Source organism: Kitasatospora sp. MAP12-44 (genome assembly GCF_029892095.1).
Classification (GTDB): domain Bacteria; phylum Actinomycetota; class Actinomycetes; order Streptomycetales; family Streptomycetaceae; genus Kitasatospora.
The window spans coordinates 7,932,627-7,953,905 of the sequence record NZ_JARZAE010000004.1 but is presented as its reverse complement, the minus strand read 5'-3'; the positions used below and the strand labels follow the sequence as shown (position 1 = coordinate 7,953,905).

Genomic DNA, 21,279 nt, shown 5'->3' with positions numbered 1-21,279 from the left:
TGCCGACGCCTTGCAGGGGGTGTGATGGTGGGGTGCGCCAAGAAGACACTCCCACCCGCCGCCGCAGGTCGTACGACCTCCCGCTGCCCACTCCGCCGGACGCCCTGCGGCGCGGCCCGCTGCGCGAGGGCGCGTTCCGCTCCGCCCTGCACGAGCCCCGCACCGCCGTGGTGATCGGGCGCTGGCTCGGCGCTGCGCTGCTCACCTGCTTCCTGACCGGCCTGCTCAGCCACCTGCTCCAGCAGCCGCCGAGCTGGCTGCGCGACCACCTGCCCAGCCGTCCGGTGGACGGGTACCAGATCAGCCAGGGGCTGCACGTGATCAGCGGGATCGCCGCGATCCCGCTGCTCGGCGCCAAGCTGTGGACGGTCTACCCCAAACTGTTCGAGTGGCCGCCGGTCCGCAGCGTGCTGCACGCCTTGGAGCGGCTGAGCATCGCGATCCTGGTGGCGGCGATGGTGCTCGAGGTGTTCACCGGGCTGCTCAACACCCTCCAGTGGTACCCCTGGCCCTTCCCGTTCCGCCAGACGCACTTCTGGCTGGCCTGGCTGGCGGTCGGCGGGCTGCTGCTGCACATCGCCGCCAAGGCGCCGCTGATCGCCAGGCACTGGCGACGCGTCAGGCCCGGCCTCGCGCAGCGGCGGGCCTTCCTCACCGCCGTCACCGCCTCGGTCGGCGTGGTCACTCTCACCACCGCCGGGCAGAGCGTGCCGTGGCTGCGCGCCCTGGACCTGTTCGCCCCGCGCCGTCCCGACATCGGCCCGCAGGGTCTGCCGGTCAATCGCACCGCCGTCCAGGCCGGCACCACCACCGTGTCGGCCGAGAACTGGCAACTGACCGTCGACGGCCCGCACCCGCTGCGCCTCACGCTCGCCGAGCTCGCACAACTCCCGCAGACCACAGCCGAGTTGCCGATCGCCTGTGTGGAGGGATGGAGCGCAAGCGCGCACTGGACCGGAGTCCGCGTCCGCGACCTCCTCGACCTCGCGGGCGCCCCCACCGACGCCCGCCTCCAGATCACCTCGCTGGAGAACGACGGCCCCTACCGGGTGACCGAGATGCCCGCCGACTACGCCCGCGACCCGCTCACGCTGCTCGCCCTGCGCGTCAACGGCCAGGTCCTCGACCCCGATCACGGCTATCCCGCCCGGATCATCGCCCCCAACCGACCCGGAGTCCTGCAGACCAAATGGGTCACCCGAATCGAGGTGCTCTGATGCGCACCGCACGCACCCTGCTCGTCCTCGCCGGCCTGGTCCTGACCGGCTGCGGCCTCTACGGAATCGCCACCGACCACTACATCGACCTCGTCCACCACCCCTTCGACATCCTGCGCTGGGCCATCGCCGGGCTCCTCCTCCACGACGGCCTGTGGCTCCCCCTCCTCTGCCTCTGCGGCATCACCATCGCCCGCACCACCCCGGTCCGCACCGGCCTGATCGTGGCCGCCGCGGTCTCGGCGGTGGCCCTACCCGCCGTCCTGCGCGCCGACCACCACAACGGCAACCCCACCATCCTGCCGCTCCCCTACCTCAGGAACTGGCTCCTCACCCTCGCCGCCATCGCTCTCGTCACCGCCATCTGGACCGTCCTCTCACGCCATCGACGCAGCCGCAGCCGCCGCTGAAGGCAGCCACCACGCAGCGGTGCTGCTGCTTTCCGGGGAGTCCACCGCCAGTGGCGCGTTGGTCAACTGTCAGCCCGCAGCCCCGTCATGGTTGCGGGCTGCAGCGGTGAAGAGCGGGTATCCGTACTGGTCCAGATGGCCGGAGACGGACCCGAAACGGTCGTCGGCGCCGAGCAGCGCCGCGACCGCTTCGGCGTGCAGGTGGCCGTGCTCCAGGACAAGGCTGCCACCGGGCGCCAGCAGGCGCCCAGCGGTCTGCACGGTCTGCCGGATGACGTCCAGGCCGTCCGGACCGCCGAAGACCGCCAGCTGCGGCTGGTGGACGCCGAACTCCGGTGGGAGCTGGGCCTCGTCCGGCATGAAGGGCGGGTTGGCCAGCACCAGGTCGACGGTGCCGTCCAGCTCGGCGAGCAGCTCCGGCCCGGCGAAGTCGGCCTCGTGCAGGACGATGGGGGTGTCCCCGAGGGCGACCCGACGCTCGCTGTTGCGGCGGGCGTAGTCGAGCGCGGGCGGATCGCAGTCCACGGCGTGCACCGTGGCGTCGGGCCGCCGGTGCGCGACCGCCAGCGCGAGCGCCCCGGAGCCAGTACCGAGGTCGACCACCAGCGGGCCCATGACCTGCTCGGTCACGGCCAGGCCGTGGGCCAGCACCGCCTCGCTCTGCGCCCGGGGCACGAACACACCCGGGCCGACCAGCACCTCGACGCCACCGAGGGTGGCCACCCCGGTGAGATGGCCGAGCGGCACCCCGTCGGCCCGGCGGTCCAGCAGCGCCGCGAATCGTGCCGACGAGGCGTCGTCGGGCCGACCGTCCGGGGGAAGCACCTCCGCGTCCGCGCCGAAGACGTGGGCCGCCAGAGCCTGCGCCTCCTGCCGGGGGGCGATCACGTTTCCCGTGCCGATGAGGACCTGGATCGCGTCCTCGATGAGTTCACTGAACGTTGCCGGCTGCATGGCATCGGCCCCTTCGGATTGCCAATAGCACGTCGCGTCGGCGCAGGGTCGCGGCGTCGCGAGGCCACATCATGCAGCGAAAACGCTGGGGAAAACCCGAGACTTTCTCTGGCCGGACCAATGGTTGGGCAGGTGGCTCTCCCGCTACTCTTCCGAGGGTGCGCCGGCCGGTGCCAGAATTGCCCGCATGGCTACCGTGAACGGAGTACCGGCGTCGTTGGACGCACTGCAGACCCTGGCTCTGACGAACTACGGGCATTTCACCACCATGCTGGTGCAGGACGGCGCGGTGCGCGGCCTTTCGCTGCACCTCGACCGCTTGGTCCGCGACTGCCGCGCCGTCTTCGCGGCGGATCTGGACCGCGAGCGGGTGCGCGCGTACGTCCGTCGGGAGGTCGCCGAGCGGCCCGGGCCGATCACCGTGCGCGTCACCGTCTTCGACCCGACGCTGGAGATGCTGCGCCCCGGCGCGGACGCGGACCCGGTGGTCCTGGTCACCACCCGCCCGGCCGGTGCGTCCGTGCCACCACCCCTGACGGCCAAGCACTTCACCTTCGGCCGCGACCACGCGGCGGTCAAGCACGTCGGCCTGTACAGCCAGCTCAGGCTACGTCGGGAGGCGCAGCTGGCCGGCTTCGACGACGCCCTGCTCGTCGAGGGCGACGGCCGGATCGCCGAGGGCACCACCTGGAACATCGGCTTCGTGGACGAGAGCGGAACCGTGCGCTGGCCGCAGGCCGACGTGCTGCCCGGGGTGACCATGCGGCTGCTCCAGGACGCCTGCGGGCACAGCGTCAGCACGCCGGTGCTGCTCGGGGAGCTGCCCGCCATGCGCATCGCCTTCGCCACCAACACCTCGATCGGCGTACGAACGGTCAGCGCGGTCGACGACGTGAAATTCCCCGGGGACGAAGGCGCGCTGGACGAACTGCGGGCGCTGTACGCGGGAATCCCGGCCGAGCACCTCTGAGGAATTCACCAGTTCCGGGTCCGTAGACTGCAGGGCCGGGTACGAATCCGGACGGCGAGAATCGAGAAGCTCGTGATTGAACGTATTCTTCCGTTCGGCGTGGTGAGTTCCGAGTCCTTCGGGGATCCGACAGAGGTGCGGCTGTATCCGAAGGAGGCGCTGATCGTCCGGAACGCGGTGCAGTCGCGTCGGCGCGAGTTCGCCACCGGGCGGTGGTGCGCGCGGCGCTCGCTGGCCGAACTCGGGTTGCCACCGGGGCCGTTGCTCGCCGATCCGCGCGGGGCACCGCGCTGGCCCGACTCCGTCGTCGGGAGCATCACGCACTGCGTCGGCTACCGGGCCGCGGCGGTCGCCCGCTCCGAGCGGCTGAGCATGCTCGGGATCGACGCGGAGCCGCACGCGGCACTGCCCGAGGGGACCCTGGAGACCGTCTCGCTACCCGAGGAGCGGGTCTGGATACGGCAGTTGCAGGCCGTCGCACCGGGGACGCACTGGGACCGACTGCTGTTCAGTCTCAAGGAGGCGGTCTACAAGGCGTGGTCCCCCGTTACCATCCGCCCGCTCGGTTTCGAGGACGCCAGGATCACGGTCGATCCGGCCACCTCGACGTTCACCGCCCACCTACTGGTTCCGTCGCCGCTGCGGCGCCACGGCCGGCCACTGCACCAACTGCGCGGCCGGTGGCTGATCAGCGGTGGGCTGGTCCTGTCCGCCATCGCCGAGCCCGCCGACACACCGGCCCCCAACTAGGGGCCGGTCTAAGTCACTTGACGTATTCCTGAACCACCTTGGGCGGCCAGACGCCGACCTTGAGCACGCCCATCGAGTAGGCGCGGGAGACCAGTGCGGCCCGGTTGGGGACCCGCAGCTTCCTGAGCAGGCAGGTCACGTGGTACTCGACGCCCTGCCGGCTCAGGTAGAGCTTCGAAGCCAGCGGGACGGTGGAGACTCCGGCGGCTATCCCCTCCAGGATGCGCGCGTCTATCTCGCTGAGGATCTTCTTGCGGCTGCTGGCGACCGCGGCGCCCGCCGCGGGCGCGCTCCCCTCCTCCGCGGTCATCATCACCAGGATCGCGGTGACGTCGGGCGAGCCGTCCCGGACGGCAACGGCGGTGAGCGGCACGGTGAATGCCGTGTCGTCGGCGCCGACCGCGATCACCTCGGTGGCGAAGCGGTCGCGGCGGCCCTCCAGCAGCCCGGAGAACTGACGCTGCAACGGCTGCTGGACGCTGGGGTGCACCAGATCGCTGAAGGTGCGTCCGCACAGCTCCACCGAGGAGCGGCCGAAGCGGCGGAAGAACTCGTGGTTCGCCTGCTGGATCGTCAGGGACCTGTCTAGACAGGCCATGTCCAGATCGGTCCGCCCGGGCTGCGGTCCCTCCTGGGTCGAGCCACCGGGTTCCTGCACCAGTACCTGCGCCAGGTCCACCAGTTCGGGAGCGAAAATCGTCAAGGGACTCATTCTCCTCGGGCCTTGAGCCTCACGGAAATCAACCTTCGCGACATCTCACCCGTGGCCGCAAATGCGCTCTTCGGGCGAGGTCTGGAATTAACCCTAGATAGGTTGAGGCAAGCTGGTCAATGCCGCTCGGGCCACCGCCGCCAACCCCGTGGTCGCCCGTGCGGGGGGTTCGGTCCGCACTGCGGGCTTCGGTGGTTCGGTACGGTACGGTCCGACTCCTGTGCAGGTCAGAGGCCGTATCCGTACCTTGACGAACCCCTGACGGGGTTCGGTCCGCCCGGCCCACCGAAGGGGGTTGACGGACGGACCGAACCAGGGCGCACCGACCGAGGGAACAGGATCCGACCGACGATGGGACGACGAGTGGAGGAGGAGCTGAGTTCAGGCGACGGCGGGATCGGAGCCCTTCCAGAGGGCCACGAACTCACGTCTGCCGGAGGTCCCGAGTTTCCGGTAGGAATTGGTGAGGTGCTTTTCCACGGCGCGCGAACTCACCCCGAGTTCACCGGCGATCTCCTGGTTGGTCAGCCCCCGGGTGACCAGTGCCGCCACCCGGGACTCGGTGGGTGTCAGCAGGGCCTCGGGCGCGGCGCCGGGCGCCTCGTCGCCGCCCAGCACGGCGCGCTCCGCCCGCCAGGGGGCCGCGCAGCCGCGGGCCAGCACGGCGGCCTCCCGCAGGGCCGCCTCCGCCTCCGCGCCCTCGCCCAGGCGCCGGCCCAACGCCCGCAGGGCGCGCGCGAGTTCCAGCTCGTTGGCGGACCCGCGCAGGACGCCGACCGCCTCCCGCAACAGGTCGCTGCCCACCTCGCCGCCCAGCAGCGCGCCGCGCAGCCGCAGGGCCCGGCCCAGGCCGACGGGCGCGCCCCAGGCGGTGGCATACGCGTACTCCTCCTCGGCCAGCACCAGCGCCGAGCGGGTGTCGCCGAGCCGGCGGTGCAGGCCGACCGCCCAGGGGCGCCACGGGAACAGCACGGGGTTGTGCCAGCCGGCCGCACCGAACTGCCGCCCGCTGCTCAGCACGCTGTCCAGCGCATCGCTCCAGCGGCCGCGCTGCGCCTGCGCCGCGCCCTCCAGCAGCCGCAGCAGGCCGGTGGAGATCAGCCCGGTGGGCCGGTGGCGACCCAGATGGGTCAGCACCCGCTCGCCGAACGCCGGGTCGCGCACCTCCAGGGCCACCGCGCAGAGCGCGGCGGTGGCGATGTCCCCGGCCTCCTGCCAGTCGGCCGGGCCCAGCTCGAAGGCGGACTCGACGTGCTCGCGCGCGGGCGTCAGCCGTCCGAGGCCGACGAAGACCAGGGCGCGCTCGGCGTGCACCAGCGCGTCCACCGCGGCGCCGCGCTGACGACGGGTCTGCTCCTCGGTCGCGTGCCAGGAGCGCAGTGTGCGCAGCGAGTCGGCGCCGAGGAAGCAGAGCGCCAGCAGCGGCAGCACGGACCGGGCCCGGGCGGAGGTGGCCGGTTCGCGCTCCAGGATCCGGTCGGCGTGCCGGGCGACCTCGGCGGCCGGCAGCGCGGCGGTCAGCGTCGCCGCGTTGAGCAGCACGGCCAGCAACTCGCGCTCCGCCCCGGAGCCGACCGACGGCTGCTCCCCCATCCGGTGCAGGCGCTCGACCGCGTCGGCCAGTTCGGCCGAGTCCTCGCGGGCGGCGTGCCGCAGTCGTGCCTCCAGGCGCAGGCCCGGATCTCGTGCCGAGCCCGTGAGCAGGTCCGGGGAGCCGAGGTCCTCGGCGGCCTGGCGCAGCAGGTCGACGGCCGAGGGCGGCAGCGTGCCCAGGAAGCCCGGGAAGATCCGCAGGGCGGCGGCGGCCCGGTCCCTGGGGGTGCTCAGCAGCGGTATCGCCTGGGAGATGTGCCGCTCGCAGGCGGAGGTGTCGAAGGAGCGCTCGGCGGTGGCCAGGTCGATCAGCAGCCGGGCCCGGTCCTCGCCCTGCTCCGAACTGTCCAGCAGCGCGCGCCGCAGGTAGCGGGCGGCCACGTCGGGGGCGCCGCGACGGACAGCCGTGTCGGCGGCGGTGCGCAGGACGGCCGCCGACCACGGCATGCTGGAGGTGGCGATGGCCATCAGCTGGGCGGCGACCTGCTCGGTGGGGCGTCCGGCGTGGTAGAGCTGGGCGGCCGCCGACTCGTGCCAGTGCTGACGCTCCGCCACGGTCAGCGAGGACTCCACCGCGTCCTGCACGACGCGGTGGACGAAGCGCGGCTCGCCCTGGCCGGCCAGCAGCCCCAGCTGGTACAGGCCGCGCAGCGCTCCGCCGGTGCCGATCGAGTCGAGCCCGGCCAGCTTGGCGATCAGGGCTGGATCGCCGTGCTCGCCGAGGGTGGCGATCGCCACCGCGAGGTCGCGCACCGATTGCGACTGGGTGCGCAGGCAGCCCGCCAGACGCTCCCTCAGCTGACGGGGGCGCAGCAAGCGGGCCGCGTCCACCTGGTCGACCCTGGGCCGGTGGCCGGTGACCACCAGGTCCACCAGCACCGCCAGCAGGAAGACCGGGTTGCCCGCCGAGACCTCGTGGCAGGCCTGGACGAACTCCTCGTCCCCCGCCTCGCCGAACTTCTGGCGCACCATCGTGCGGGCCGCCTCCAGCGACAGCGGCCTTGGGCGCAGCACCCGGCCGGAGCCGTCCGCCACCTCGCGCACCAGCGGGTCCTGGGCGCGCGGGTCTCCGTCGCGCAGGGTGCAGACCAGCACCGCCCGCAGGCCGTGCAGGCGCTTGCCCAGGTAGGCGAGCCAGCGCAGCGAGGAGCTGTCCGCCCACTGCAGGTCGTCGACCAGGATCAGCAGCGGCACGTCCGCGCTCACCCGCACCAGCAGCGAGCGCAGGTCGTGCAGGACCGCCTCGCAGGCGCAGTCGGGGCTCTCCTCGACGGTCAGGGTGTCGTCGGCGAAGACCAGCCGGGCGGAGCCGCAGTCGCGCAACCAGCGTTCGCGGTCCGCCTCCGGGGCCACCGCCAGCAGGCTGTCGAAGAGTTGGCGCACGACGCCGAAGGCGAAGTCCTGCTCCATCGGCGCCGCGTTGGCCCGCAGCACGTAGACGTCGTCGCCGGCGCAGGCCGGCAGCTCCTGGAGCAGGGCCGAGCGGCCGATGCCCAGCGGGCCGGTCAGCAGGATCTGCGCGGACCTGCCCGCCGCGGCGTCGCGCAGCGCCTCTGTGACCAGCGCCGTCTCCGAAACGCGTTCAAGCAGCATCCGTCAGTGTCCTTCCATCGCGCGCACCAGTGCCGACAGTTCCTGCCGGCCACCGATGCGAAGCTTCTTGTACGTGCGGCTGAGGCGGAGTTCGACCGTGCGCCGCGAGACCGACAGCATGTCGGCGATGTGCTGGTTGCTGTGCCCGTTGCCGGCCAGTGCGGCGGTGTGCCGCTCGGTCTGCGGCAGGGCGGCCCAGGCCGAGGCGCCGGGCGCGGGTGCCTCCTCGGCGTGGGCCTGCCCCAACTCCTCGGCCAGCAGCCGCGCCCGTTCGGGCATCGGGCCGCCGGGGTGGGTGCTGGTGAGGGTGGAGAGGCGGGCCAGCGACGCCTGGGCGGCGTGCCGGTCGCCCTCGCGGCCGGCCAGCTCGGCGGAGGCCAGCTCGGCCAGTGCACGCGCGTAGACCAGACCGACGGGTCCGTCCCGCAGCGTACGGACGGCCCGGCGGGCCCCCTCCAGCCGTTCGCCGGCCATCCGGCCGACCGTCAGCTCGGCCCAGCCCACCGTGCTGGCCGCCCCCCAGTGCCGGGCGCACTGGAGTTCCTCGTGACTGAGCCGCACCGCCTCCGCGTGCTCGCCGGCTGCCTGGCAGGCCAGCGCGGCCATCGAACGCCAGGGCAGCACGGCCGGGTTGACGTGCTGGCGGCTCAGCAGCCGCCGTCCGCACTCGCGCAGCAGCTCCCCGGCCCCGACCGGGTCGCCCTCGCTGGAGGCCAGCAGCCCCCGGGCGAAAAGCAGGTAGGCCCCGGACGTGCTGTCGTCGATGCCGCGCGGTGTCGGCGTCGCGGCCAGCGCCCGCGCGACGTCCAGGCGGCCGCTCTCCAGCGCCAGCATGATGCGCACCGCCCGCAGGTGCAGCGCCGTCGGGTCGCTGCGGCCCGGGGCCTGCTCGGCGGCGCCGAGGTCCTGCTCGGCGGCGCCCAACCGGCCGCTGCGCAGGTACAGTTCGGCGCGCACGGCGAGCACCTGCGCGGCGCCGACGCTCAGCGGATCGCCGCGCAGTTCGGTCAGCAGCGCGCTCAGGCCCGCCTCGGCCTCTTCGTAGTCGTCGGTGAGACAGAGCGCGCGGCAGGCGGCCAGTCGGGCCCGCACCGGGGTGCTGCGGGCCGCGCGCCGGGCCAGTGCACGGCGAGCCAGCTCCCGGGCGGTGGCCGACGCGGTGCCGCGCACGGCGAGCTGCCAGGCGCGCACCCCGGCCTGAGCAGGGGAGGCCGGGCTGTCGGACAGCGGCGGCACCTCGGGCGAGAGCAGCTCGGTGTCGTCCGCCGCGGTGGGCTCGGCCGACCAGAACAGGGCGACCAGGTCGTCCCGTTCGCTGCCGCGCGCGGTGGGCAGGATGTCGGCCACCGCGCGGCGGATGCACTGCGGATCGCCCAGGGTGAGCCCGAGGTCGACGGCGCGCAGCCGCAGTTCGGGGTGGGCGCCGGTGCTGCGGACCAGTTCGTCGAGCAGGCGGTGGCCCGCCTCGGGCGCGGTGACCAGCTGGACAGCGGCCAACTCGAAGGTCATCCGGGCGTGTTGGGCAGGGTCCAGTGGCTCCTTCAGGGTGCGCGACAGGTAGCCGGCCGCGCGCCGGTGGTCCCCGCGCCGGATGGCGGCCGCCGCGCTGCGGTGCAGCGCGAGCACGGCCCAGGGCGCGCCGAACGGCCGGGTGCAGAGCAGCAGGTCGGCCACCGCCCGGTCGTCCATGGCCGCGCGGTGGGCGAGTTCGGCGGCGCGGGCGTGCAGGGCGGCGCGCTCCTCGACGGTCATCCCCTCCAGCACCCGGGTACGGGCCACCGGGTCCACCCGCAGGCCGCTCTCGGTGGGCACGGCGATGCCGGTCGCCTTCAGCTCCGCCCGCAGCCTGGACTCACCGAGCGAGGTCGAGTCGGCGAGCGCGCAGGCCATCGGCAGGTCCAGCAGGTGGCCGCAGACAGCCAGCGCGCGGACGGTGGCGAGCGTCCGCGGGCACAGCGCGCGCAGCGCCCACAGCACGCGCTCGGCGCTCACCTGCGCAGCTGTGGCGCGCAGCCGCTCCACCCGCTCGGCGACCGGCCGGCAGCCCTCGTCGACGAAGCCGCGCAGCGCGTCGCGCAGCAGCGCGGGGTTGCCCGCCGTGATCCTCCAGGCCGCCGCGCTGAAGGCCGCCTCCCCCGGCTCACCGCAGGCCAGTTCGACCGTGCGGGCCACCTCGCAGCGGCTCAGCGGCGCCAGCACCAGCTCATGGGAGGTGGCGCAGGTCGCCGAGGCGAGGCTCAGCCAGTCCGGGCCCCCGGCCGACAGGCCGCTGCCCGCGGCCACCAGGGCCAGCGGGACCCCGCGCGAGCGGCGGACCAGCGCCTGGAGCCAGCTCAGCGACTCCTGGTCGAGCCACTGGGCGTCCTCGACGACCAGCAGGGTCGCCCGCTCCCGGGCGGCGCCGAGCAGGTCGGCCAGTCCGGGGTGGCGGCCACCGCGTTCCGGCGCGGCCAGCGCCCGCAGCGACTCGTCGGCCAACCCGTCGAGTGGCGCCAGGAGTTGGGCGGCCACCCCGTGCCGCAGGGCGCCCTCGGCCGAGCTGGCCCGGGCGTGCAGCACCCGCAGGCCGAGTGCCTCGGCGCGCGCGGCGGCCCAGCGCGCCAGGGCGTTCTGGCCGAAGCCGGGACGGCCCCTGACGGTGACCACGGCGGGACGGCCCGCGCTCAGCGCGGCGAGCACCGAGGCCAGCACGGCCTGTTCGGGCTCGCGGTGCAGCGGGGCGGGTAGGGCGGGCCGCGCGTGCGGGCCACCGCGTACAGGGGAGTTGAACGCAAGAGGCAGGTGCAGGTGCAGGTGCATGGTCATACCAGGTCTTCAGGTCGCCGTCCGGTCCGTTCACGCCCTCGTCGTCGAGGTTCGTCCGCTGCGGTCCTCGCCGGGGTCAGGGCACCCGGGCCAGTGCCCGCACAGCGGGCGTGGCCGGGTTGTGCAACGCCGAGGCCAGCCCCACCCGTCGGCTGACGCCCAGTTTGCGGTACACGCTGGTCAGATGGGTCTCCACGGTTCGTACGGTGACGAAGAGCGCGGTCGCGATCTGGCGGTTGCTGGCTCCTGCCGCTGCCAGAGCCGCGACCTTGCGTTCGGTGTCGGTGAGGATATCGGCCCGAGATGACGTGATCTCCCGCATCCGTCCGCCGGCGGTGATCAGTCGGCGCCGGGCGGTGCGGGCCAGCGCGAGCGCTCCGCAGCTGCGCGCGAGGTCGGCGGCGACCCGCAGGTGCTCGCGGGCGCCTCGCTGGTCGCCGGTGGTCAGCAGGGCCCGGCCCAGGACGAGTTCGGCCCGGGCATGGTCGGCCCGGGCGGGCGAGGCGGCGAGCAGCTCGACCGCCTCGGCGAGCAGGTCGACGCCCGCCCGGCCGGGGGTGATCGCGCCGTGCGCCAGCGCCGCGATCCCCAGCGCCCGGGCGCTGCCCCAGCGACGGGCCAGCTCGCTGCCGTGCGCGGCCGTCTCGCGGGCCTCCTCCACGCGGTTCAGCACCGCAAGGATCCGCGAGGCGCCGGCCCACCAGGGCGCGAAGACCGGGTTGGCGAGGCCGGCCTCGGCCTGTGCGGAGCCGCTGTCGAGCAGCAGCCGCAGGGCCGTGCTGCCGTCACCGGCGGCCCAGCGCAACCGGGCCCGGGCCGTCAGGTACAGGTGGTACTCCAGCGACGCCCCGTCCGGCGCGGGCGGCTCGATCCGCTCCAGCAGCCCCTCGGCCCGCTCCAGCTCGCCGCGCTCGGTCAGCACCGAGGCCAGTGCCAGGTGGGGCATCGGCGAGGACGGGGCGTCGCTGCCCTCCTCGGGGAGGGCGGCCACGCCAGCCCGGGCGTCGGCCAGCGCGTCGGGAATCGCGCCGACGCCGCGCAGCACCAGGGCCCGGTGGGAGAGCGCGAGGGCGCGCGTCCAGCAGGGGCCGTCCTCGCCGCCGTGCACGAGAACGCGGTCCAGGGCGCCGAGGGCCTCCTGCGTCCGGTCGGCCAGGCTCAGCGCGAGGGCGGAGGTGATCAGCGGCCGGCTGGTCGCCGCCGCGCCCGCGCTCCGGGTGACCTGGCGGGCGTGCTCGAGCGTCCGGCGCAGCGAGCGGCCGTCCAGGGCGCTCAGCAGCGCGGCCAGCGCCTCGCCGTCGAGCCGCATCGCCGGGTCCGTCCAGGTCGCGGGGAGCCGCGCCAGGCGCGCCCGGACCGGGGCGGCCGCCGCCCCGCTGTGGGCGCACTCCACGAGCAGCCGGGCCGACTCCAGACGGGTGGTCAGCTCACGCAGGGCGGGGTCGGGCCCGGGCCGGCGCGTGGCCCACAGCGTGTCCAACGCCTCGTCGAGCACCCGCAGCGCCTCGGAGGTCCGCTGGACGCTCAGGCAGGTCAGCGCGTACTGCACCGCGAAGCGCGCCCTGGTCCGGACGTCGGTGGCCGTGTCGAGCGCGTCCCGCAGCAGGGCGAGCGCCGCGCCGGGGTCGGTCTCGGCCAGCGAGAGCGCGAGCCGCAGCCGCGCCGCGACGTCGCCGGGCTCCGCCTCCAGCACCCGGCGCAGATAGCGGACGGCCCGCTCGGGGGCGCCGCAGCCGTCGGCCAGGTCGGCCGCGTCGCGCAACAAGGTCACCATCCACGGCTCGGGCGTGCCGGGCAGCAGGAGATGGCGGGCGACCTCCTCGGCCGGGCGGCCCGCGTCGCTGAGCAACAGGGCCGCCCTGGTGTGCAGTTCGGCGAGCCGGCGCTCGCCGACCGCCTCGAGCACGGCCCCGCGGACCGCCTCGTGCACCAGGTCCACCCGGTCGGGGGCCACCACCTCGGCGTGCCGCAGCACGACGAGCGCGTCCTCGACGAGCACGGTGCTCACGCCGGCCAGGGCGGCCAGGTGCACCAGGGAGTCCTCACCGAGGACGGCGATCGCGGCGGCCACGTCGCGGACCCAGGGTGCACGGGTGTCGAGCAGCTGCGGCACGGACCGGGCGGTCAGCAGGCCGCTGATCCCGGCGACCCGCAGGGCGCCCTCGGCGTCCGGTGACACGCCGTCACGGCGCAGCTCGCGCAGCAGGTGGGTGGCGGTGCGGGGGTTGCCACCGGCCACCGCCACCACGCGCTCGATGAAAGCGGGGGCGACCGGGCCCGGGAAGACCTGACGGGCCATCTCCCCGATCTCGGCCTCGCTCAGCGGGCCGAGCGCCAGGGGGGCGGCCGACTGCTGGGCGCCGAGGTCCGCCCAGGCCTCGGCGGCGACGGGTTCGGCCTCCGTGCGGTGGGCGAGCACCACCAGCAGCGGCAGCTCGCCGACCCGGCGCAGCAGGAAGTCCAGCCAGCGCAGCGTGTGTTCGTCGCACGCCTGGGCGTCGTCCAGGACCAGGACGACCGGACGCTCGGCCGTCAGGTGCACCACGAGGCGGTAGAGCCCGTGCAGCACCGGGTAGGCGCAGGCGGCGGTGAACGGCAGGTCGCCGACCGCGCCCGGACGCAGGGCGGGCCGGGCGTGCCGGGCGCTGCCGCGCAGCAGCGGATGCTGCTGCTCCTCGGCCTCGGGCAGACCCAGCGGGCGCAGCAGCGCCCGCACGCCGGCGTAGGCCGTCGCATCGGCGCTCCCCCCGGACACCGCGTGCAGCGCGGTCGCCTCCCGACAGGCCGGGCCGGCCAGGAATTCCTTGAGAAGACTGGTCCGGCCCATCCCGGCGGGGCCGGAGAGCAGCACCAGGCCCGGCCGGCCGGCCCCGGCGGCCACGGCTCGGGCGTTCAGCTCCGCCAAGTCGTCGGCGCGGCCGGTAAACGCCCCTGGCAATCCAGGGATATCAGCCCGATCCAGCAAGGAACGCCCCCTCGCAATGACGAAAACAATCGGAACTGTGTTCCGAGATCATTTCCCTGCAACGAATCCAGGATGAACAGCGATGAACAGAATGGCTCGAATTTGGTACGTCAGAGTCTAGCGGCCGGGCACGCGCCCGTCCGTCAGAGACTCATTAAGAACACCTTACCTGCCTACCCGGCCCAGCCGCAGGCCAATCTTCCGATTCGAAGCAATCGGTGCAGAAACGGACAGAACGGGGCAAAAGTGCGAGGAGTCTAAGGATTTCCTGGTGCGGAGCATGAGACCAAGAACTCGTGCACCCAACAGACCCGCCCATGACGGGGCGCCCGCGCAGCTTCCGGGCCCCCAGCAGCCATCTCCCGGAGGGAGCGCGATGACTTCCGCGCCACGGCCGATCCTTTTCGTCAGCCTTCCGGAAAGCGGCCTTCTCAACCCGCTGCTCGTGCTCGCGGCCGAGCTCTCCCGCCGGGGCGTGCCCGACCTCTGGTTCGCCACCGACGAGCCCCGACGCAAGGACGTGCAGGCTCTCGCGGTCGGCAGCCCGGTCGAGTTCGCCTCGCTCGGCGAGGTGACCCCCGAGCTGTCGGCGGTCAGCTGGAGCGACGAGGTGTACCGCGAGGTCACCCAGTCGTCGCGCTTCAAGGCTCACCGAGCCGTCATCCGGCAGTCCTACAAACCCGCCCTGCAGGCCGCGAAATTCCGGGCGCTCGAATCCGTGGTGGACAAGGTGCAGCCGGCGCTCATGGTGATCGACTGCATGAGTTCCTTCGCGGTCGACGTGGCGCTGACCCGGCAGATCCCTTTCGTGCTGAGCGTGCCCTTGCTGCCGAGCAATGTGCTCACTTCGTACAACCCGTTCGGGAAGTCCTACACGCCGCCGAATTTCCCGGTCCCGCACTCCGGTCTCCCCTTCCCGATGAATTTCGCGCAGCGCATGAGCAACCGCATGTTCAAACTGCGGACACTCGCGATGTTCTTCAACCCGGCCATGGGGAAGGTCCTCTCGGAGGACAACCGGATTCGCAAGGAACTGAACCTCCCGGCGCCCGAGATGATGACCAGGATCGACCGGGCCGAAATGATCCTGTGCAATTCGGTCCCGGAGCTGGACTATCCGTTCGACATTCCCGAGAAGCTGAAGCTGATCGGCGCGGTGATGCCCCCGCTGCCGGAGACTCGGTCGGACGATGACCTGTCCCAGTGGCTGGACGCGCAGACCTCCGTCGTCTACATGGGCTTCGGCACGATCACCCGGCTGACCCGCGAGGAGGTCGGCTCACTGGTGGAGGTCGCCCGCCGGCTCGAGAGCCGCCACCAGTTCCTGTGGAAGCTGCCCAAGGAGCAGCAGCACCTGCTGCCGCCGCAGGAGTCGCTGCCGGGCAACCTGCGCATCGAGAGCTGGGTGCCCTCGCAGCTGGACGTGCTGGCCCACCCGAAGGTCGAGCTGTTCTTCACGCACGGCGGCGGCAACGGCTTCCACGAGGGACTGTTCTTCGGTAAACCGCTGGTGGTGCGGCCGCTCTGGGTGGACTGCTTCGACCAAGCCGTCCGGGGGCGTGATCTCGGCGTCAGCCTGACGCTCGACCGGCCGCAGGAAATGGACCCGGACGACGTGGTGGAAAAGCTGACCCGGGTGCTCTCTGATCCGGCGTTCCGTCAGCGGGCGGCCGGCTTCGGGCAGTTGCAGCAGGCCGCGGGCGGACGAACCGCCGCAGCGGATCTCCTGCTCGGCCTCCCAGCCCTGACATGACAAACCCGGTCACGTCGATGGCGCACACCGCGCTGCCGTACCACCCGATTTCGACGGACAAATCCCGAAGTGGCCCGCGACGATGCGAGGACAAAATGTCGTTCAGGTACCCCGTTTCCCGGCCGAGTCTCGCCGGACGGGAACTGGAATATGTCACCGACACAATCGGCGACGGCTGGATCTCCTCCCAGGGGCCGTACGTCCAGCGGTTCGAGGCGGCGTTCGCGGACTACAACGGGAGCGCGCACGGCGTCGCCTGCTCGTCGGGCACAGCGGCCCTGACGCTGGCTCTGCGGGCGCTGGGCATCGGCCCCGGCGACGAGGTGATCGTCCCCGAGTTCACCATGATCGCCTCGGCCTGGGCCGTCACCTACACCGGCGCGACGCCGGTCTTCGTGGACTGCGCGGACGACCTGAACATGGACGTCACCCGGATCGAGGAGAAGATCACGCCCCGGACGAAGGCGATCATGCCCGTCCACATCTATGGCCGGCGCTGCGCCATGGACGCGATCATGGACCTCGCCTTCCAGTACAACCTGCGGGTGGTGGAGGACTCCGCCGAGGCCCACGGCGTGCGCCCAGTGGGCGACATCGCCTGCTACTCGCTCTTCGCCAACAAGATCATCACCGCCGGCGAGGGCGGCATCTGCCTCACCGACGACCCCCGGCTCGCCGGGCAGCTGGCGCACCTGCGGGCGATGGCCTTCACCACCGACCACAGCTTCGTGCACAAGAAGCTCGCCTACAACTTCCGCATGACGGCCATGCAGGCGGCGGTCGCGCTGGCCCAGGTGGAGCGGCTGGACGAGATCCTGGCCGCCCGCAAGGAGATCGAGCGCCGCTACGACGAGGGCCTGGCGGACATCCCCGGCATCACCCTGATGCCGGCTCGCGACGTGCTGTGGATGTACGACCTGCGCGCCGAGCGGCGTGAGGAGCTGCGCGCGTTCCTGGGCCGGGAGGGCATCGAGACGCGGCTGTTCTTCAAGCCGATGAGCCGTCAGCCCGGCTATCTGGACCCCGTCTGGCCCTCGCTCAACGCCAACCGGTTCGCCGAGGACGGCTTCTACCTGCCGACGTACACCGGGCTGACCGCCGCCGACCAGGAGTACGTGACCGGGAAGGTCCGCGCCTTCTACGGCGCGGTGGCGTCATGACGAGCGCCGACCCCACCGTGGCCGAACCCACCGTGGCCGAACCCACCGTGGCCGAACCCACCGTGGTCGACTTCCCGCTGCGCAAACCCGGTGAGGCCTTCCCCCCTCCCCGCTACCAGGACTACCGCGGACGCGAGGGCCTGGTGGTCTCCTACCTGCCCAACGGGAACAAGGCCTGGCTGGTCACCCGGCACGAGGACGTCCGGGCCGTGCTGACCAACAAGAAGATCAGCTCCAACCCCGACCACAAGGGCTTCCCCAACATCAGCGACACCATGGGAGTGCCGCGCCAGGAGCAGATCCCGGGCTGGTTCGTCGGCCTGGACTCGCCCGAGCACGACCGCTTCCGCAAGGCGCTGATCCCGGAGTTCACCGTCCGCCGGGTGCGCGAGATGCGCCCGGCGATCGAGCGCACCGTGGACGAGCGGATCGACGCGATGCTGGCGGCGGGCACCTCCGCCGACCTGGTCGCGGACTTCGCACTACCGGTGCCCTCGCTGGTGATCTCCTCGCTGCTCGGGGTGCCGCCGGCCGACCGCGAGTTCTTCGAGTCGCGCACCCGCACCCTGGTGGCCATCCGGGCCTCGACCGACCAGCAGCGCGACACCGCCACCAAGGAGCTGCTGCGCTACATCAACCGCCTGGTCGCCATCAAGGTGCAGTGGCCCGGCGACGACCTGATCAGCCGGCTGCTGGCCACCGGCACGCTCGACCCGCAGGAGCTGCCGGGGGTGCTGATCCTGCTGCTGATCGCGGGTCACGAGACCACCGCCAACAACATCTCGCTCGGCGTGATGACGCTGCTGCAGAACCCGCAGTGGATCGGCGACGACCGCGCCGTGGAGGAGAGCCTGCGCTTCCACTCGGTCGCCGACCTGGTCTCGCTGCGGGTGGCCGTCGAGGACGTGGTGATCTCCGGGCAGCTGGTCAAGGCGGGCGAGGGCATCATCCCGCTGGTCGCCGCCGCCAACCACGACACCTCCGCCTTCGAGTGCCCGCACCTCTTCGACCCGGCGCGCACCGAGCGCCAGCACGTCGCGTTCGGCTACGGCGTGCACCAGTGCCTGGGCCAGAACCTGGTCCGGGTCGAGATGGAGATCGCCTACCGCAAGCTCTTCGAGCGCATTCCGAGCCTGCGGCTCGCGGTGCCGGTCGAGGAGCTGCCCTTCAAGTACGACGGTGTGCTGTGCGGTCTGCACGAGCTGCCGGTCAGCTGGCAGGAGAACTGATCATGCATGTCACCGTGACCGCCGACCGCTGCGTCGGCGCGGGCCAGTGCGTCCTCAACGCCCCCGAGGTGTTCGACCAGGGCGAGGACGGTCTGGTCACCGTCCTGCGCGAGCGGCCGGCGCCCGAGGAGCACGCCGCCGTCCGGCTGGCGGGCTCGCTCTGCCCCTCGCGCTCCATCACCATCCACCAGGACTGAGAGGACCGGCTCCCTTGAACAGCGCCGACAACACCGGCCCGGGCACGTCCAGTGCCCTGTGGCTGCGACGGTTCCACCCGGCCGCCGACGCCCCCGTCCGGCTGGTCTGCTTCCCGCACGCCGGCGGCTCCGCTCCCTTCTACCACCCGGTGTCGGCGCGGTTCTCCCCCCGAGTGGACGTGATCGCCCTGCAGTACCCCGGGCGCCAGGACCGCCGGCGCGAGCCCTGCGTCGAGTCCATCCACGCCTTGGCCGACCTGGTCACCGACGAACTGCTCGCGCTGGACGAACGGCCCACCGTCTTCTTCGGCCACAGCATGGGCGCCACGCTCGCCTTCGAGACGGCCTGGCGGCTGGAGCAGAAGGGGCAGCGGGCGCCGAGGTCGGTCATCGCCTCCGGGCGGCGCGGCCCCTCGACCACTCGTCTGGAGACCGTGCACGACCGCGACGACGACGGCATCCTGGCCGAACTGCGGCTGCTCAACGGCACCAACCCGCAGCTGCTGGGCGACGAGGAGATCGTCCGGATGGCGATGCCGGCGATCCGCGGCGACTACCGCGCGATCGAGAGCTACACCTGCGAGGCGGACCGCCGACTGCGCTGCCCGATCACCGTGCTGACCGGCGAGTCCGACCCGCGCACCACGCTGGCCGAGGCGCAGGCCTGGAGCGTCCACACCGAAGGGGCGTTCCGGCTCAAGGTGTACCCCGGCGGCCACTTCTTCATAGCCGACCACATGGCCGCGGTGAACCAGGAGATCTCGCGCGAACTCGGCCTGGGATAAGGGGCTCTGCCATGCGCACACTACTCGTCGACAACTACGACTCCTTCACCTACAACCTCTTCCACTACCTCGCCGCGGTCAACGGGCGCGAGCCGGAGGTGATCCGCAACGACGACCCGACCTGGCGCCCGGAGCTGCTGGACGCCTTCGACAACGTCGTCCTCTCCCCCGGCCCCGGCACCCCGCACCGCCCCGAGGACTTCGGCCTCTGCGCCGGGATCGCCCGGGAGGGCCGGTTGCCCGTGCTCGGCGTCTGCCTGGGCCACCAGGGCATCGCACTCGCCCACGGCGCCACGGTCGGGCGCGCGCCCGAACCCCGGCACGGGCGCGCCTCGTTGGTGCGCCACGACGGCACCGGGCTCTTCCACGCGCTGCCCGACCCGCTGGAGGTGGTCCGCTACCACTCGCTGGCCGTCACCGACCTGCCGCCCGAGCTGGAACCGATCGCCTGGGCCTCGGACGGCGTGGTGATGGCGCTGCGCCACCGCCGACTGCCGCTCTGGGGCGTGCAGTTCCACCCCGAGTCGATCGGCACCGAGGGCGGTCACCAACTGCTCGCGAACTTCCGTGATCTGACGGAGCGTCATCATTGGCGCCGGGTCGAAACGGCGGTTGTGCCACCAGTTGTTCGGGAGGCCGTTCGGGAGCCCGTTCAGGAGGCCGTTCGGGAGCCCGCCGCGCGGCGGCTGCGGGTGCTGGCCGAGCAACTGCCCACCCGCTGGGACCCGGAGGTGGTCTTCGACCGGCTGTTCCGGGCCGGCGACCACCCGTTCTGGCTGGACAGCAGCCGGGCGGACGGCGAGCTGGGCCGGCTGTCGATCATGGGCAACGCCTCCGGACCGCTGGCCCGCGTCGCCACCGCCGACGTCTTCCGCGGCTCGGTGACCGTCGCCGGCGCGGACGGCACCCGGATCGTCCAGGGCGAGTTCCTGGAGTGGCTGGACCGCGATCTGCGCGAGGTCCAGGTCCGGGCGCCCGAGCTGCCCTTCGACTTCGCGCTCGGCTGGGTCGGCGCGCTCGGCTACGAGCTGAAGGCCGAGTGCGACGGCGACCGGGTGCACCGCTCGCCCGACCCGGACGCCGTCATGGTCTTCGCCGACCGCGCGATCGTGCTGGACCATCTCACCGGGACGACGCACCTGCTGGCCCTGGCCGAGGAGGAGCACGAGGACCCGGCCCGCGACTGGCTGCGCGGCGCCGCGGCAGGCCTCGCCGACCTGGTCGACCGGGCGGCCCCGCCGTGCGAGGCACCCGATGCCGGTGGGTCGGAGCTCCGGCTGCGGCACGACCGGGAGGCGTACCTCAAGCTCATCGACGTCTGCCAGGAGGAGATCCGGGCCGGCGAGACCTACGAGGTCTGCCTGACCAACATGGTCGAGATCGAGGCCGACCTCGACCCCTGGCAGGCCTACCGCTTCCTGCGCCGGGCCAGCCCCGCGCCGTTCGCCGCCTTCCTCGACTTCGGCGAGCTGTCGGTGCTGAGCACCTCGCCCGAGCGGTTCCTGCGGATCGACCGGGACGGGACGATGGAGTCCAAGCCGATCAAGGGGACCCGCCCGCGCGGCGCCACCCCGGACGAGGACGAGCTGCTGGTCGCGGACCTGAGGTCCAGTGAGAAGGACCGCGCCGAGAACCTGATGATCGTCGACCTGGTCCGCAACGACCTCGGCCGGTGCGCGGAGGTCGGCTCGGTCACCGCCGGGCCGGTCTTCCAGGTGGAGACGTACGCGACCGTGCACCAGCTGGTGAGCACGGTCCGCGCGACGCTGCGCCCGGGCACCAGCGCGGTGGCGGGCGTGCGGTCCGCCTTCCCCGGCGGTTCGATGACCGGGGCCCCGAAGATCCGGACCATGCAGATCATCGACCGCCTGGAGGCCGGTCCCCGGGGCATCTACTCCGGCGCCATCGGCTACTTCTCGCTGACCGGGGCGGCCGATCTGAGCATCGTGATCCGCACGGTGGTGCTCAGCGGCGGCCGGCTGCGCTACGGGGTCGGCGGCGCGATCATCGCGCTCTCGGACCCGCAGGAGGAGTTCGACGAGACGGTGGTGAAGGCCACGCCGCTGCTGACCCTGCTGGACGCCGAGATCCCGGGGCAGCGGGTCGCCTCCGGCACGAGCGGGACCCCGCACTTCTAGGGCTTTCCCGGCGGACGGCGGCTGAGCATGGAGCGGAAGCCGCCCAGT

Annotated in this window: 15 protein-coding genes; 10 read left to right on the top strand and 5 right to left on the bottom strand. The window is 72.8% G+C overall.

Features of this window, described 5'->3' with window-relative positions:
• The first annotated feature begins 119 nt into the window (after positions 1-119).
• Together P3T34_RS35775 and P3T34_RS35770 are read left to right on the top strand one after the other, a co-directional pair.
• Positions 120-1,217, top strand: coding sequence for a molybdopterin-dependent oxidoreductase (locus tag P3T34_RS35775; protein WP_280672593.1), 1,098 nt, complete (start codon positions 120-122; stop codon positions 1,215-1,217).
• The gene (locus P3T34_RS35770; protein WP_280670391.1) at positions 1,217-1,627 is read left to right on the top strand and encodes a hypothetical protein; all 411 of its coding nucleotides are present in this window, start codon (positions 1,217-1,219) and stop codon (positions 1,625-1,627) included. Before P3T34_RS35775 ends, P3T34_RS35770 begins: the two co-directional genes overlap by 1 nt.
• A gap of 69 nt (positions 1,628-1,696) precedes the next feature.
• Here P3T34_RS35770 and P3T34_RS35765 read toward each other — a convergent pair whose 3' ends face one another.
• The gene (locus P3T34_RS35765; RefSeq protein ID WP_280670390.1) at positions 1,697-2,581 is read right to left on the bottom strand and encodes a HemK/PrmC family methyltransferase; all 885 of its coding nucleotides are present in this window, start codon (positions 2,579-2,581) and stop codon (positions 1,697-1,699) included.
• 187 nt (positions 2,582-2,768) lie between these two features.
• Between P3T34_RS35765 and P3T34_RS35760 the strand changes: the two genes are divergently transcribed.
• Complete coding sequence (locus P3T34_RS35760) at positions 2,769-3,551, top strand: aminotransferase class IV (RefSeq protein ID WP_280670389.1); 783 nt, start codon at positions 2,769-2,771, stop codon at positions 3,549-3,551.
• A 72-nt stretch (positions 3,552-3,623) separates the two neighbouring features.
• Positions 3,624-4,301, top strand: coding sequence for a 4'-phosphopantetheinyl transferase superfamily protein (locus P3T34_RS35755; protein WP_280670387.1), 678 nt, complete (start codon positions 3,624-3,626; stop codon positions 4,299-4,301).
• A 13-nt stretch (positions 4,302-4,314) separates the two neighbouring features.
• On the opposite strand, the gene P3T34_RS35750 is transcribed toward P3T34_RS35755, so the two are convergent.
• From P3T34_RS35750 to P3T34_RS35735, 4 genes are all read right to left on the bottom strand, one after another.
• Entirely contained in the window at positions 4,315-4,899 is a 585-nt protein-coding gene (locus tag P3T34_RS35750) for a PAS domain-containing protein (protein WP_280672591.1), read from the bottom strand.
• A gap of 495 nt (positions 4,900-5,394) precedes the next feature.
• Positions 5,395-8,199 (bottom strand): AAA family ATPase, encoded by a 2,805-nt coding sequence (locus tag P3T34_RS35745; RefSeq protein ID WP_280670385.1) that lies wholly within the window; start codon positions 8,197-8,199, stop codon positions 5,395-5,397.
• Positions 8,200-8,202: 3 nt separating this feature from the next.
• The gene (locus P3T34_RS35740; protein ID WP_280670384.1) at positions 8,203-11,004 is read right to left on the bottom strand and encodes a LuxR family transcriptional regulator; all 2,802 of its coding nucleotides are present in this window, start codon (positions 11,002-11,004) and stop codon (positions 8,203-8,205) included.
• Between the two features lie 76 nt (positions 11,005-11,080).
• Positions 11,081-13,942, bottom strand: coding sequence for an AAA family ATPase (locus tag P3T34_RS35735; RefSeq protein ID WP_280670383.1), 2,862 nt, complete (start codon positions 13,940-13,942; stop codon positions 11,081-11,083).
• 403 nt (positions 13,943-14,345) lie between these two features.
• On the opposite strand from P3T34_RS35735, the gene P3T34_RS35730 reads away from it, so the two are divergent.
• The 6 genes from P3T34_RS35730 (at position 14,346) to pabB (ending at position 21,231) form a co-directional block, all read left to right on the top strand.
• Complete coding sequence (locus P3T34_RS35730; protein WP_280670382.1) at positions 14,346-15,722, top strand: glycosyltransferase; 1,377 nt, start codon at positions 14,346-14,348, stop codon at positions 15,720-15,722.
• Positions 15,723-15,817: 95 nt separating this feature from the next.
• Positions 15,818-16,882, top strand: coding sequence for a DegT/DnrJ/EryC1/StrS family aminotransferase (locus P3T34_RS35725; RefSeq protein WP_280670381.1), 1,065 nt, complete (start codon positions 15,818-15,820; stop codon positions 16,880-16,882).
• On the top strand, positions 16,879-18,111 hold the full coding sequence (locus P3T34_RS35720; RefSeq protein ID WP_280670380.1) for a cytochrome P450: 1,233 nt from the start codon (positions 16,879-16,881) through the stop codon (positions 18,109-18,111). The genes P3T34_RS35725 and P3T34_RS35720 overlap by 4 nt, the downstream gene beginning before the upstream one ends.
• Positions 18,112-18,113: 2 nt before the next feature.
• Entirely contained in the window at positions 18,114-18,308 is a 195-nt protein-coding gene (locus P3T34_RS35715) for a ferredoxin (protein ID WP_280670378.1), read from the top strand.
• 14 nt (positions 18,309-18,322) lie between these two features.
• Positions 18,323-19,093, top strand: a complete 771-nt coding sequence (locus P3T34_RS35710) for an alpha/beta fold hydrolase (protein WP_280670377.1) — start codon at positions 18,323-18,325, stop codon at positions 19,091-19,093.
• Between the two features lie 11 nt (positions 19,094-19,104).
• Positions 19,105-21,231 carry an aminodeoxychorismate synthase component I gene (gene pabB / locus P3T34_RS35705; protein WP_280670375.1) on the top strand — a complete coding sequence of 709 codons (2,127 nt, stop codon included), beginning with the start codon at positions 19,105-19,107 and terminating at the stop codon, positions 21,229-21,231.
• The last annotated feature ends 48 nt before the right edge of the window (positions 21,232-21,279 follow it).